Source organism: Pseudomonadota bacterium (genome assembly GCA_039028155.1).
Classification (GTDB): Bacteria; Pseudomonadota; Alphaproteobacteria; order SP197; family SP197; genus JANQGO01.
On record JBCCIS010000046.1, the window covers coordinates 1 to 14,101 of the forward strand.

The 14,101-nt window shown below is 64.1% G+C and carries 15 protein-coding genes; 10 read left to right on the top strand and 5 right to left on the bottom strand.

Annotated features, from left to right (window positions below):
* Positions 1 to 94: 94 nt before the first annotated feature.
* From alr to AAF563_19630, 7 genes are read left to right on the top strand one after another with little or no spacing between them, the layout of a single operon-like run.
* Complete coding sequence (alr, locus tag AAF563_19600; protein MEM7123491.1) at positions 95 to 1,210, top strand: alanine racemase; 1,116 nt, start codon at positions 95 to 97, stop codon at positions 1,208 to 1,210.
* Positions 1,207 to 1,980: an ABC transporter permease gene (locus tag AAF563_19605; GenBank protein MEM7123492.1), complete on the top strand. Its 774-nt coding sequence runs from the start codon at positions 1,207 to 1,209 to the stop codon at positions 1,978 to 1,980. Before alr ends, AAF563_19605 begins: the two co-directional genes overlap by 4 nt.
* Positions 1,977 to 2,756: an ABC transporter ATP-binding protein gene (locus AAF563_19610; protein ID MEM7123493.1), complete on the top strand. Its 780-nt coding sequence runs from the start codon at positions 1,977 to 1,979 to the stop codon at positions 2,754 to 2,756. Before AAF563_19605 ends, AAF563_19610 begins: the two co-directional genes overlap by 4 nt.
* A gap of 20 nt (positions 2,757 to 2,776) precedes the next feature.
* Positions 2,777 to 4,153: a DNA repair protein RadA gene (radA, locus tag AAF563_19615; protein ID MEM7123494.1), complete on the top strand. Its 1,377-nt coding sequence runs from the start codon at positions 2,777 to 2,779 to the stop codon at positions 4,151 to 4,153.
* A complete protein-coding gene (locus AAF563_19620; protein ID MEM7123495.1) occupies positions 4,153 to 4,827 on the top strand; it encodes a CvpA family protein in 675 nt (224 codons plus the stop codon). Before radA ends, AAF563_19620 begins: the two co-directional genes overlap by 1 nt.
* On the top strand, positions 4,751 to 6,310 hold the full coding sequence (purF, locus tag AAF563_19625; GenBank protein MEM7123496.1) for an amidophosphoribosyltransferase: 1,560 nt from the start codon (positions 4,751 to 4,753) through the stop codon (positions 6,308 to 6,310). The genes AAF563_19620 and purF overlap by 77 nt, the downstream gene beginning before the upstream one ends.
* Positions 6,311 to 6,314: 4 nt before the next feature.
* The gene (locus AAF563_19630; GenBank protein ID MEM7123497.1) at positions 6,315 to 7,040 is read left to right on the top strand and encodes an SDR family NAD(P)-dependent oxidoreductase; all 726 of its coding nucleotides are present in this window, start codon (positions 6,315 to 6,317) and stop codon (positions 7,038 to 7,040) included.
* Positions 7,041 to 7,051: 11 nt separating this feature from the next.
* On the opposite strand, the gene der is transcribed toward AAF563_19630, so the two are convergent.
* From der to AAF563_19645, 3 genes are read right to left on the bottom strand one after another with little or no spacing between them, the layout of a single operon-like run.
* The gene (der, locus tag AAF563_19635; protein MEM7123498.1) at positions 7,052 to 8,389 is read right to left on the bottom strand and encodes a ribosome biogenesis GTPase Der; all 1,338 of its coding nucleotides are present in this window, start codon (positions 8,387 to 8,389) and stop codon (positions 7,052 to 7,054) included.
* A gap of 3 nt (positions 8,390 to 8,392) precedes the next feature.
* Positions 8,393 to 9,724, bottom strand: coding sequence for a PQQ-binding-like beta-propeller repeat protein (locus AAF563_19640; GenBank protein ID MEM7123499.1), 1,332 nt, complete (start codon positions 9,722 to 9,724; stop codon positions 8,393 to 8,395).
* Positions 9,721 to 10,383 carry a tetratricopeptide repeat protein gene (locus tag AAF563_19645; protein ID MEM7123500.1) on the bottom strand — a complete coding sequence of 221 codons (663 nt, stop codon included), beginning with the start codon at positions 10,381 to 10,383 and terminating at the stop codon, positions 9,721 to 9,723. Before AAF563_19645 ends, AAF563_19640 begins: the two co-directional genes overlap by 4 nt.
* 175 nt (positions 10,384 to 10,558) lie before the next feature.
* On the opposite strand from AAF563_19645, the gene AAF563_19650 reads away from it, so the two are divergent.
* The 3 genes from AAF563_19650 (at position 10,559) to AAF563_19660 (ending at position 12,525) form a co-directional block, all read left to right on the top strand.
* Entirely contained in the window at positions 10,559 to 10,903 is a 345-nt protein-coding gene (locus AAF563_19650; protein MEM7123501.1) for a DUF962 domain-containing protein, read from the top strand.
* A gap of 62 nt (positions 10,904 to 10,965) precedes the next feature.
* Positions 10,966 to 11,610: a GPP34 family phosphoprotein gene (locus AAF563_19655; GenBank protein MEM7123502.1), complete on the top strand. Its 645-nt coding sequence runs from the start codon at positions 10,966 to 10,968 to the stop codon at positions 11,608 to 11,610.
* Between the two features lie 21 nt (positions 11,611 to 11,631).
* Complete coding sequence (locus AAF563_19660; protein ID MEM7123503.1) at positions 11,632 to 12,525, top strand: DMT family transporter; 894 nt, start codon at positions 11,632 to 11,634, stop codon at positions 12,523 to 12,525.
* Here the strand turns inward: AAF563_19660 and AAF563_19665 are convergent.
* Together AAF563_19665 and AAF563_19670 are read right to left on the bottom strand one after the other, a co-directional pair.
* The gene (locus AAF563_19665) at positions 12,522 to 13,400 is read right to left on the bottom strand and encodes an EamA family transporter (GenBank protein MEM7123504.1); all 879 of its coding nucleotides are present in this window, start codon (positions 13,398 to 13,400) and stop codon (positions 12,522 to 12,524) included. The genes AAF563_19660 and AAF563_19665 overlap by 4 nt on opposite strands.
* Positions 13,401 to 13,417: 17 nt before the next feature.
* Complete coding sequence (locus AAF563_19670) at positions 13,418 to 14,056, bottom strand: glutathione S-transferase family protein (GenBank protein MEM7123505.1); 639 nt, start codon at positions 14,054 to 14,056, stop codon at positions 13,418 to 13,420.
* Between the last annotated feature and the right edge of the window lie 45 nt (positions 14,057 to 14,101).

Below are 14,101 nucleotides of genomic sequence, written 5' to 3' on the forward strand. Positions count from 1 at the left end.
ATCGCCAAACAACGCCACGGCGCCACCGGCGACGTCGAGGTCTACTTTGACGGCGCGACCACCAAGTACACGGATCTGGAGACCCGTTATTCACCTGACGACGGACCACATTGAGCGCGCTGCCACCGAACTGATTATCGACCTGGATGCGCTGGCCGCCAATTGGCGCCAGTTGAGCGAGCGTGTGGCGCCTGGCCTGTGCGCCGGCATGGTCAAGGCGAACGCTTACGGGTTGGGCCTGAACCGTGTCGCGCCGGCGCTCTATGAGGCCGGCTGCCGCCATTTCTTCACCGCCAATACGTTCGGCGCCATGAAGCTGAAGAAGCTGCTGCCGGATTGTCACGCCTTTGTTCTGAATGGGCTCACCGTCGGCACCGACAAGGTCTTTCTGGACAACGACCTGATCCCGGTGCTGAACGATCTCGGCCAAATCGAGCACTGGGCGGCGACGGCGCGCAGCGAAGAACGCAAGCTGAAGGCCATGATCCACCTGGATACCGGCATGGCGCGTCTGGGGCTGCCGCCCTATGAGGTCGACAAGCTGGCTGAGCGCCCTGAGCTCCTGGACGGGATCGACGTTACCTATTACGCCAGCCACCTGGCCTGCGCCGACGAGCACGACCACCCTCTGAACACAGAACAGCTCCACATCTTCCGCGATGCGCTCGCCCGCCTGCCGAAGGCGCCGGCGAGCCTGGCCAACTCCTCAGGCATCTTCCTAGGGTCGGAGTATCACTTCGACCTCGCCCGGCCCGGTTACGCGGTCTATGGCGGGAACCCGACGCCGGGCCGCGAGAATCCGATGCAGCCGGCTGTCAGGCTGCATGCGCGCATCATCCAGATCCGCGAGATCAAGGCGGGAGACCCCGTCGGCTACGGCGCCACCTATCGCGCGCGCCAGAACCAGCGTATCGCGACCATCCCGGTCGGTTATGCCGACGGCTATTTGCGCAGTCTGAGCAGCATCGGCGTGGCGCGCGTCGCCGGGCGCGAAGTGCCGCTGGTCGGGCGGGTTTCGATGGACCTGGTCACGCTGGATGTCACCGATGTCCCGGAGGCCGAAGCCCAGGTCGGAACCTGGGTCGACCTGATCTGGGGACCTGATAAGCTGGACCGGTTAGCGGGCTACGCGGGAACCATAGGTTATGAGTTGTTGACCGCCCTTGGCGGGCGATACCCGAGAAACTATCTGGGCGGTCCGCGGCAATGAACGTCTTCGCCCCCATTGGACGAGGATTCATCGGTTTCCTAGCGGTTGCTGGCCGTCTGACCGAGTTTGCCGCCGCATCGGTGTTCTACAGCCTGACACCGCCGTTCTATGGCCGCATGATCGGCCGCCAGATCCTTCAGATCGGCTACTACTCGCTACCCGTCGTCGGTCTGACGGCGATCTTCACAGGCATGGTGCTGGCGCTGCAGAGTTACACCGGCTTTTCCCGGTTCGAAGCCGAGAGCGCGGTGGCGGCCATCGTCGTTTTATCGATCACCCGGGAACTGGGCCCGGTGCTGGCGGGCCTGATGGTCGCGGGGCGGGTCGGCGCGGCGATCGCCGCGGAAATTGGCACCATGCGGGTCACCGAACAGATCGACGCGCTGACCACGTTGTCGACCAATCCGTTCCGCTATCTCGTCGCGCCCCGCATCATCGCCGCGATCGTGACCATGCCCTTGCTGGTGATCGTGGCCGACATCATCGGCGTCTTGGGCGGCTACATCGTCTCGATCCACAAACTGGGTTTCAACCCGACCGTCTACCTGTTCAACACCTTTGACATCTTGGAACCGATGGACGTCATCTCCGGTCTGGTGAAGGCTGCCGTCTTCGGTTTCCTGATTGCGCTCATGGGCTGCTACCACGGCTACCATTCCGAGCGCGGCGCCCAGGGTGTCGGTTCGGCGACGACCTATGCGGTGGTCTCCGGCTCGATCCTGATCTTGACCTTCAACTACATCGTCACGGAGATCTTCTTCTCGCGATGAACGCCACGGCCAACAAAATCGAAGTGCGCGGTCTGAAGAAGAGCTTCGGGACCAAGACCGTGCTGGACGGCATTGATATCGATGTCGCACCCGGTGAGTCGTTGGTCATTATCGGCGGCTCGGGCACCGGTAAGTCCGTAACCATCAAATGCATTCTGGGCCTGATGCACCCGGACGCCGGGACCATCACGGTTGACGGCCAGAACGCGATCGGCCTGCGGCGTCGCGAGCGCGACGCGTTGATGCGCAAGTTCGGCATGCTGTTTCAAGGCGGTGCCCTGTTCGACAGCATGACCGTGTGGGAAAACGTCGCGTTTTCCTTGATCCAGGGTCACCGCATGAAGCGCGACGCCGCGCGCGAGGTCGCGCTTGAGAAGCTTGCCATGGTCAGGCTGGGCGAGGACGTGGCGAGCCTGCTGCCGGCCGAGCTTTCCGGCGGCATGCTCAAGCGCGTTGCGCTGGCGCGCGCCATCGCGGGCGAGCCGGAAATCATCTTCTTCGACGAGCCGACCACCGGCCTCGATCCGATTACGGCCGACGTTATCAACAACCTGATTGCCGAGACCACCTCGGAACTGAAGGTCGCCACGATCTCGATCACCCACGACATGGCGAGCGTGCGCAAGATCGCCGACAAGGTCGCCATGCTTCACGAAGGCAAACTGATCTGGCAGGGGCCGGTCGGCGAAATCGACAAAAGCGACAATCCCTATGTCGATCAGTTCATCCACGGCCGCGCCGAAGGTCCCATCCAGATGGCGATCCGCCAGTCATGACGCTGGGGGCGGCGGGCTGAATGGCCAAACTCGCCAGCCAGTTTGTCTGCCAGAATTGCGGCGCCGCCTATCGCAAATGGGTCGGGCGATGCGAGGCCTGCGGCGAATGGAACACGGTGACTGAGGAAGCTGCGCCGGCCAACCAGGCCCCCGGCGGTCTGAAAGGCAAACGCAAAGGCCGCCATATCGCGTTTGAGTCGCTGGCCGGCGCGTCCGAGCCTCCGCCGCGCATGACGACCGGGATCGCCGAGCTGGACCGTGTCTTCGGCGGCGGTCTGGTGGCCGGCTCGGTCATCCTGCTGGGCGGCGATCCCGGCATCGGCAAATCGACGATCGCGCTGCAGGGCGCGGCGCGGCTGGCGACAAAGGGCGCGCGCTGCCTCTATCTCTCCGGCGAGGAAGCCATCGACCAGGTGCGCATGCGCGCGCGCCGTCTGGACTTGGCCGAGGCGCCGGTCGAGTTGGCGGCCGCCACGGACGTGCGTAACATCCTGACCAGCCTGGAAGGCGAGCGCGCCGATCTGGTGGTCATTGATTCGATCCAGACCATGTTCCTCGACAGCCTGGAATCGGCGCCCGGCACGGTCGGCCAGGTGCGCGGCGCCTCCCAGGAGCTGATCCGCCACGCCAAGGCAACCGGCACGGTGGTCATCCTGATCGGCCATGTCACCAAGGAGGGCCAGCTCGCCGGGCCCAAGGTGCTGGAACACATGGTCGACACGGTGCTCTATTTCGAGGGCGAGCGCGGCCATCAGTTCCGCATCCTGCGCGCGGTGAAGAACCGTTTCGGCGCGACCGACGAGATCGGCGTCTTCGAGATGACCGATCACGGCCTGGAGGAGGTCGCCAATCCGTCTGCCATGTTCCTGGACAACCGCGACGACGATGTCGCGGGATCAGCAGTGTTCGCCGGGATCGAGGGCAGCCGGCCGATGCTGGTTGAGATCCAGGCCTTGGTAGCCCCCTCGCCGCTGGGCACGCCCCGGCGCGCTGTCGTCGGCTGGGACACTGGTCGGCTGGCCATGGTGCTGGCGGTGCTGGACGCCCGCTGTGGTCTTGCGTTGGGCGGTCACGATGTCTATTTGAACGTCGCCGGCGGCCTGAGGATTCAGGAGCCGGCCGCCGACCTTGCGGTGGCGGCGGCGCTGATTTCGTCCTATGCAGGCGCTCCCTTGGCGGCAACGACGGTTTTGTTCGGCGAAATCGGCCTGTCCGGCGAGGTTCGGCCGGTAAGCCAGGCAGCGGCACGGTTGCGCGAGGCCTCCAAACTGGGCTTTAACCGCGCCATCGCGCCAGCGCGCAGCAAGGGGGCCAAAGGCGATACGGCCCTGAAGCTGGAGCCGGTCGAGGAACTGGGAAGTCTTGTCGACCTGATACGCGGGAGCACACGCGGCTGATGGAAAACCTGCCGCTGACAATCACCGACTTCGCGGTCCTGGGCATCGTCTTTCTGTCCGGATTCCTGGCCTATCTGCGCGGCGCGGTGCGCGAATTCTTCTTTCTGGCGACCTGGGGCGGCGCGATCGCGGCGACGGTCTACTTTTACGACCAGACCCTGCCGTACGCCCAGCAGTGGATCGACGACCCGCTGCTGGCCTCCGTCGCCAATGGCGCGGCGCTCTTCGTCATCACGCTCACGATCATGACCATCGTCTCGGCGATGGTCGTCAAGCGGGCTGAAAATTCATCGCTCACAGCGCTCGACCGCTCGCTCGGCTTCGTTTTTGGTGTCATTCGCGGCGCTTTCGTCGTCTGCGTCATCTATCTGCTCTATACGCTGGCCGCGCCCATCGAAGAGCAGCCGAGCTGGCTGAAAAACGCCAAATTCACGCCATTAATCGCCGAAGGCGCCGAAGTGATGCTGGCCGTGATGCCCGAAGACTGGGACCTGCAGGGCGAGCGCGTCGTGGAACAGTTAAGAGAATCCTCATCAGCCATTGAACCGATCGTCGACTACAACGATCTAGTCAATCCCCAGCCTGGTGAGACAACGGATGGCAATTCCGACGAACCAGGGTATAACGACGACGACCGATCGGCCCTGGACGACGTTATCGACACCGAACAGTAGGGCGACGACCGAACACGTGACCCGCTTCGCTATTCATCATCCCTTTGCCGGCGACAAACTCCGGGAGGAGTGCGGCGTCTTCGGCATTACCGGGAATGAATCGGCTAGCGCCCATACGGCGCTGGGCCTGCATGCCCTGCAACACCGCGGCCAAGAGGCCGCCGGTATCGTCTCGTTCAATGGCGGCCAGTTTCATGTGCAGCGCAGCCTGGGCCTGGTTGCCGACGGATTCGGCGATCCCAAGGTTATCGATCAGTTGAAGGGTGCTTCAGCGATCGGTCACAACCGATACGCGACGACCGGCGACACCATTCTGCGCAATGTCCAGCCGCTGTTTGTCGAAACCTCCATGGGCGGACTGGCGATCGCCCATAACGGCAACCTCACCAATTCCCACCTGCTGCGCCGCGAACTCGTCAAGAAGGGTGCGTTGTTCCAGTCGACCCTGGATACTGAGGTCATCGTTCATCTGGTCGCGCTGAGCAGTTTCAGCACGTTGCCGGACCGGCTGATCGACGCGCTGAAACAAGTCGTCGGCGCCTACTCGCTTGTCGCGTTGACCGATTCGGCGCTGATCGGCGTGCGCGACCCCATGGGGGTCAGACCGCTGGTCCTGGGTGACCTTCAGGGCGCGCCGGTCCTGGCGTCGGAAACCTGTGCCCTGGACATCCTGGGCGCCGACTGGGTGCGCGATATCGAGCCCGGTGAAATGGTGATCGCGACGCCTGAGGGTGTCGAGTCGCTGAAACCGTTCGACCCCGAGGCCGAGCGTTTCTGCGTCTTCGAGTACATCTACTTCGCCCGGCCCGACAGCATGGTCGAGCAGCGCAACGTCTATGACGCGCGCAAGCACATGGGCCGCGAACTGGCGCGCGAAAACCGCGTGCCCGCCGATATCGTGGTGCCAGTGCCGGATTCAGGCGTGCCCGCCGCGCTAGGCTACGCCGATGAGGCCGGGCTGCCGTTCGATCTGGGCATCATTCGCAATCACTATGTCGGCCGGACCTTCATCGAGCCGACCGATCATATCCGCCATCTGGGCGTGAAGCTGAAGCACAACGCCAACCGGGGCCAGGTCGCGGGAAAACGCGTCATCCTGATCGACGATTCGATCGTGCGCGGCACGACATCGACCAAGATCGTCACCATGATGCGCGAGGCCGGCGCAACCGAAGTCCACATGCGCATCGCCAGTCCGCCGACAACCCATTCATGTTTTTATGGCGTCGACACGCCGTCGCGCAAAGAGCTGCTGGCCGCGCGCATGGATGTTGAGGAAATGCGCTCCTTCATCGGCGTCGATTCGCTGGCGTTCCTCTCCGTCGACGGGCTTTATCGCGCCGCCGGGCAAGCCGGCGGGCGCCTCACGAACCAGCCGCAATACTGCGATGCCTGTCTGACCGGCGACTATCCGATCCCGCTTGTCGACCGTGACGGCGGCCACGACGCCAACCAGCTTTCCCTGCTGCACGACTACGAGTGACACGATGAGCGAACCCGCCAGCGGCCGCCTTGATGGCGCCGTGGCCCTGGTCACGGGCGCATCACGCGGCATTGGCCGGGCCGTCGCGCGCCGCTTTGGCGCCGAGGGCGCGCACGTTGTCGCCATCGCGCGCACCACGGGCGGGCTCGAGGAGCTGGACGACGAGGTTCGCGCGGCCGGAGGCCACGGCGCGACCCTGGTGCCTCTCGACCTCACCGATTTCGAGGGTATCGACCGGCTTGGCGGCGCGCTCTTTGAGCGCCATGGCCGCCTCGATGTCCTGGTCGGCAACGCCGCGCAACTCGGCACGCTCAGCCCGACTGGCCACATCGACCCGCAAACCTGGCAGCAGGTGATGGATATCAACGTCACCGCAAACTGGCGATTGATCCGCAGCATGGATCCGCTGCTGCGCCAGGCGACAGCGGGTCGCGCTATCTTCGTCACCGATAACGTGACCCAATCGACATCGCCCTACTGGGCGACCTATGCGACGAGCAAGGCGGCGCTGGAAACACTCGCCCTGACCTACGCCTCAGAGGTCACGAAGACCAACGTTCGGGTCAACCTTCTGGCGCCATGCCCGGTTCGCACGGCCTTGCGCGCCAAGGCCTTCCCCAGCGAGAAACCCGAAGCGCTGGCGGCACCGGACGATGTGACCGACCTTTTCGTCGATCTGGCGGAAGCGTCATGCACCCGCCATGGCGAACGCCTGTCGGTTGGGGCTTGACGTCCTGGGCCCTATTTGCGTTCGGCATAGGGGTTCTTCCCCGCCTTGAACCGGAAACGAAGGGGAATGCCAGGCAGGTCGAAGTCATCGCGCAGACGGTTCACCAGATAGCGCCGATAGGCATCGGGCAAGGATGACACCCGCGTGCCGAAGACGGTAAAGGTCGGCGGACGGTTCGCGGTCTGGGTGATGTAGCGCAACTTCACCCGGCCACCGCCGGAGATTGGCGGCGGGTGATTAGCGACGACATTACTGAGCCAGCGGTTCAGTACCGGCGTTGCCAGCTTGGTGTTCCAGCGGTCATAGGCAGCGACCACGGCGGGCATCAGCCGATCAACCCCCTTCCCGTTCAGCGCCGACAAGGTCACCAACGGCACGTCGCGCACCTGCGGCAAAAGCTCGGCCAGACGTTTCTCCAATTCGCGCCGGAACGCCGGCGGGTTGTCGACGAGGTCCCACTTGTTGACCACGACAACGGGAGCGCGTCCCTCGGTCTCGACACGATCGACGATGGTCAGATCCTGCCGGTCGAGGACGCGCTCGGGATCCAGCACCACGGCGACCACATGGGCAAACTTGAGGCTGTTCAAGGTGTCGGAGACGGAGAGTTTCTCGAGCCGTTCGGTGACCCGCGCCTTGCGCCTCATCCCCGCCGTATCGACAAGCTCGATGGCGCGGCCCTCGTATTCCCAGGCGGCTTCGATGGAATCGCGGGTCAGGCCCGGTTCCGGGCCGGTGATTGTCCGCTCCTCGCCCAACAGCTGGTTGACCAGGGTTGATTTGCCGACATTCGGGCGGCCGATGATGGCGAGTTTCAAGGGGCCTTCGTCATCGTCCGCCGCGTCAGCGCCGTCATCCGGGGCGTGGGCTTCGATCGCCTGGTAGAGTTCGGCAAGGCCCAATCCATGCTCGGCGGACAACGCGACCGGCTCGCCCATGCCGAGCTCGAAGGCTTCGAGGACACCGGGCGCGCCGGCGTCACCTTCGGCTTTGTTGGCGATCAATACCACGGGTCGGCCGGTACGCCTGATGGCATCGGCAAAGTAGCGGTCTTCCGGCACCAGACCGGCACGCGCATCAATGACGAACAATAGAAGATCGGCCTCACCCAGGGCCAGGTCGGTCTGGGCGCGCATGCGCCCGGCCATGGTCTCAGGCTCGCCCTCTTCCAACCCGGCGGTATCGATGACGCGGAATGTCAGCGGGCCAATACGGCCCTCGCCTTCGCGCCGGTCGCGGGTAACGCCCGGCGTGGAGTCGACCAGCGCGATCCGTTTACCGGCCAGACGATTGAATAGGGTCGATTTACCGACGTTCGGCCGGCCGACAATGGCGACGGTGAAGGCCATCGGTCATCTGAGTGCGATGATCGAGCCGGAATCCTCGATCAGGAAGACCGTCTCCTGGGCGGCAATCGGCGCCAGCGGGAAGCCGTCGCCCGGCTCCAGCGCGCCCAGGATCTCGCCGGTATAGGGCGAGATGGAAACGACCTGGCCGGACGTGCTGGTCACCAACAGGCGGTCGCTGACCAGCAACGGGCCGTTCCACATGATCGGGTCGTCACGCTCATCAACGTCTTCGTATTGCGGCAATGGTGTCACCCATCGCACGCGGCCATCCGCGCGCACCAGGCACACCACGTTGCCGTCGGTAGTGACGATATAGATGTAATCGCCGGCAACCCAAGGCATTTGGACACCGCTCAACTGGCGCTCCCACAGCCTGGCACCGGCCGCCAGGTCAATCGCGACAAGCCGGCCGCCATGGCTGACGGCAAAGACCTGACCGCTATCGATCACCGTGCTGGCGTTGATATCGTTCAGCGCCGCGAGACTGCCAATGCGCGAACCGTAGGACAGGATATCCGACCAGATGACCCGGCCGTTCTCGGCCTGCAGCGCATAAATCTCGCCTGACGAATAGGCTACCACCACGGCGGAGCCGGAGATCGCCGGACTGGCGCCGCCAAGCAATCCGGCGGTTTCCTCGATCCCTCTGTGAGTCCAAAGGGTCTCACCGGTGTCGGCATCCATGACGACAAGCTCGTTGTCGGATGTCAGGACATAAAGGCGCCCCTGGCTCACCGTGGGCGCGGCCCGCAGCGGCGGCCCAAGCGTGCGCCGCCAGTATTCCTCGCCCGTCTGGGCATCGAGCAGGACGACCTCGCCAAAGCCGGTCGTCGCATAGATCCGGCCACGATAGAACGCCAATCCGCCGCCCCAACCGCCGTCATCCTCGATTTCCGGTGTCAGGTCGACATCCCACAGCTCATCGCCCGTGTTGATGTCGAAGGCTCTGACCTCGGCGTCCGCATCCATGGTGTAGACGACACCAAGGGCAGAGACAGGCGATGCGATAAGGCGGCGAAAGCGCCCCTCGCCCTCGCCAATGCCGGCCGACCACGCCTCTGTCAGGTCGCCAGGTGCCGCCACGTGCAGCATGGCCTTGTCCACCAGGCCGCCGTTTTGCGGCCAGTTCGGCGTCGGGATGGGCGGCGGCAGCACAATTGGTGTCTCAGCGATTCCCGGATCAGCCGCCAGGTCCTGCTCCAATTGCAGGATGGCGATGCGTTCGCCCGGCAAAGGCGGCGGCGGCGGCTGGCCCAGATAATCCAAGTCCAGTGCATCGCAGGCCGCCAGGAGCACACCGACCACGGCCAACAGGCCGACAACACGAGATGTCATTCGCCGCCACCCGCCATGACATTGAGTTCGCTGGCGCGGTTGCGCAGGGTGGTCGGCGTCTCAGGGTCGGCGATCAAGGCGTCGAAGATGCGCTGTGCCTCCTGGTTATCGCCGTCGCGCATGGCGAGCAGCCCCTGAAGCTCCCGAGCGGAAAAGCGCCAGGGTGCGCCATCGGCCGCGAGCGGTTCGAGCCGTTCGGCGATCTGGCGGGAGTCAGCGCTGTCGAGCATCAGCATGGCGGCATAGAGCCGGGCAAGCTGACCGGTCGCGGTCTCGGGCCCGGCTTCGGCAGCGATGCGGTCGTAAAGCTCAAGCGCGCTCTCACGGTCGCCGGCGACGGCGAGCGACGCGGCTTGGCGCAGGCCGCCCAGGGCCGGATACCCGCCGCTGCCGTCCTCGACGAGCTGGCCGAATCCCTCGGCCGCCGCGACGTGGTCACCAAACGCCGCCGCGCGATCGGCGTGCCAGTAGATATAGCCGTCCTGGGCTAGGCTGCCCTGGCGGTATTCTCGCCAGCCGACAAAGGCCAGGACGACAACCAGCACAAGGACCAGCCCGCCGACGGCGTAGCGGCCATAGGCCTTCCATAGCTTTTGCCATTGCTCGCGCTTGAGATCCTCATCGATCTCGCGCATTAGTTGGTCGCTGGGGTCGCTCACAAACCTGATACCTCTCCGCTGCGCGGCTAACTTAGCCATCGCGCGATTAGCATGCAACGCGCCTGAATGATGCCAAAAAATGGCGTTGGCATGGCACCTTGAGGCTGGCCGACACCGGATTGAAACGACGAAACGGATTGCCATCCAGGCGCGCGATACCACATGACTCCCCGTTATGTCCGAACCCCGCACCTATCGCGAGTTTTGGCCGTTTTACGTCGGCGAACACCGCCTGGAGGCCACACGGCGCCTTCACTTTGTCGGCACGGCCCTTGTTATCGCGATGCCGGTCCTTGCCTTGGTGACCTGGAACGGGTGGTGGCTGGTGGCCATGCCGTTCCTTGGCTACGGCTTCGCCTGGGTCGGCCACTTTTTTGTCGAGCGCAACAAACCCGCGACCTTCAGGCTCCCGGTGTGGAGCCTGATCGGTGATTTCCACATGTTCGCCCTGATGTGTTTGGGCCGGATGAACGATGAGGTCGCGCGCTGCACCCGCCAAAACCGCTCTGTCGGCGCATGAGTGTTGATCGCACGCACTGACGCGCCCTATTCTTGCACCGTGAGGGCGCGGAGGGGCCGGTCATGTTGACGATTGCTGAGGAGATCCTTCTCCTCGTACTGGATGACGAGACCGGTACGTTTGTTAACGAACCCGATGTGCATATCGGTTACGCCGTCGCTGGCGCGGTTCTGATGGATCTGGCGCTGGCCAACCGAATTGACGCCGATAACGAAAAGCTGTTTGTCGCCGATAAGACAGCGACCGGCGATGCGGTTCAGGACTCGGTTCTCGAACGGCTGGAAAGCTCCAGCGAGCTGCACGACGCCGGCTACTGGGTCGGCGAGATCGGCCGCGATTCGCGCGACTTACGCGAACGCGTCCTGCACCGCCTGGTCGAACGCGGCATCCTTAAAGAAGTCGACAAGAAGATCCTCTGGGTATTCGAAACGCGGCGCTATCCCATGGTCGACGGCAAGGAAGAGCGTGAGGTCAAACGCCGCATCTTGGATGTTCTGCTCAGCGACTCCACGCCCGAGCCACGCGATATCGTCATCATCTGCCTGGCCGATGCCTGCAACCTGTTCGATCAGATCTTGAGCGAGCGCGAGGTCGAGCATGTCGAGCCGCGCATCGACGAGATCGTCAAGATGGATGTCATCGGACAGGCCGTCGCCAACACCATCCGGGAAATCCGCGCCTCGATCGCACCGATGATGATGATGTAGGCGGACGCCACGCTGAGATTGTTGCAGCAGCGGCTCTCGGCCCTTTCCGGCGGCAAGACCGCCGCCGGCGTCGGTTTCATGCTGCTTTCCATGATGCTGATGGCATCGATGGACGCGACCGCGAAGTACCTGGTCAGCGACTACGCCATCGTCCAGATCCTGTGGGTACGTTTCGTCATCTTTTTGGTCGTCGCGCTGGTTCTTGCCGGGCGCCGCGGCATTCAGCGCGCGGTTGCCTCGCGGCATTGGAAACTGCAGATCGTGCGGTCCCTCGTGCTGCTGGCCGAGGCGGCCGTGTTCATCCTGGGCTTCAGTCTGCTGCCATTGGCCGACGTGCATGCGGTCGCGGCGGTGGCACCGTTGATCGCGACGGCGCTCGCGGTGCCGCTTCTGGGCGAAAAGGTCGGACCGCACCGGTGGACGGCCGTCGCGGTCGGCCTGATCGGCGTCCTCATCATCATCCGGCCGGGTGCCGACGCGCTCTCCTGGTCCGCCGCCGTGCCGCTGGCGGCAGCTTTCCTATGGGCGCTCTACCAGGTCCTGGTCCGCAAGGTCGGCCTTGACGACGCGGTGACGACGACCGCGCTCTATACGGCAGTCGTCGGCCTGATCGTCCTGAGCGTCTTGGCCCCCTTCGTGTGGCGCGCGCCAGACCTCGAAGGCTGGCTCCTAATGCTGCTCGTCGGCGTCCTGGGCGCCGGCGCGCACATCATCCTCTTCAAGGCATTCGCCTTGGCACCGGCCTCGTTCCTACAGCCATTCGGCTATTTCCTGCTGGTCTGGGCGGCGTTCCTGGGATTTGTCGTGTTCCACCACATCCCCGATGTCTGGACGATCATCGGCGCCATCGTCGTGGTCGCCGGCGGCCTCTACGCGCTGCACCGCGAGAGGTTGCGCAAACGCAGGCCGGGCTAACGCTGGCGGCGACTGCCCGTCATCGCATTAAAGAAGACCGCGCCCATGACAACAGCACCGCCGATGAACGCCAGCATGGTCGGCGCTTCGCCCAGGATCAGCCAGACCCAGAGTGGACCGAAGATGACCTCGATCAGGCCCAGAACCATGAGTTCGGCGGCCGGCACATACTTGGCGCCGGCGGCATAGAGCACCAGCGCCGCGGAAACCTGAAAGGCGCCCATGTAGAGGCACAGCGCGAGATCGTGGTCGCTGATTGCGAAATCGCCGAGCTGCGTCGCCGAGATCATGCAGATGATGACGGAAGCCAGCATGACGCCCGGCACCATGTCGCTTTGACGTCCGGCGCGTAGCGAAACGCCGAAGGCGGCGAACGTCATCGCGGCCCCCAGCGCCATCAGGTTGCCGAGCACGCGGCCGTCGCCGACGCCTTCCCACATCATGACGGCAACGCCGATCAGAGCCGCCGACATGGCGAGCCACGTTGCGCGCCGGACCGGCTCCTTCAGCACGAACCAGCCGATCAGGGCGGCGAAGAACGGTTGGGCGCTGATGATGAAGAAGACGCTTGCCGCGCGCGTGTGATAGAACGAGCCGATATAGAGAAGGTTGCTGACGGCCAGACATAGGCCGGTCGCCGCCATGGCCAAAAGGCCGCTTGTGAACGCCCGTGCAACACGGCCGCGGTGTTTGATCAGTGTGATGCTGCCCAGGACCACAATCGCCGAGATCGAACGGTAGAACTGGACATGCCAGATACCGGCGTTGTCCATCATGCCGATCAGGACGCCGGACTGGCTGATAAAGAAACCGCCCAGCAGGACCAGGCCGACACCCCGGAGATAATGCGGACTTCGCTCGATAACCGCCCCCACGCGCAAGCAGATCGAGACTAGCTGAGCGCGTCCAAACCGGCGATCTTGTTGTGATCGTAGACGGCCTTGACCGACGGTCGCGCCACCAGCGCTTCCAGATTGCGCCAGACATTCGGGTACTTTCTAAGCGAGGTGTGCTGGGGTCCGTTCCAGGCCGCCAGCATCGCCATATAGAAATCGGCAATCGTCAAGGTCGGCCCGAAGAAGTGGGGCCCCTTGCCGATCATCGTGTCGATCCGGCCCCAGAGGTCGGTGAGCCACTCACTGGCTTTCGCGTCGACGGATGACTCGCACGCCGGCGCCGTGACGTGACGTTCGGGATAGAAGTGCATGTGGTAAGAGGGCTGCAGCATCTCGGCCATGAAGAAGACCGTTTGATAGAGGTGGCCTCGTTCGACGCTGCCTGGCGCCGGTGCCAGGCCGGCATCGGGGAAGCGGTCGGCCAGATGGAATAGGATGGCAGCGGCCTGGTAGAACACCTCGCCGTTCTCGTCGACAAGCGTCGGCACCTTGCGGTGTGGGTTGAGCGCCAGATAGTCCTCCGGCCACGGCTGGTCGAAGTCGATGAAGGCGAGCTCGTAGTCCGCGCCGACTTCTTCGAGCGCCATGTGCGGCGCCATCGCCGCCGAAACGTACGTGTAGAATAGCCGAAACATGATGCCGTCCCTCTTGCCCTGAGCAATAGAGAAGGAACCACGGCG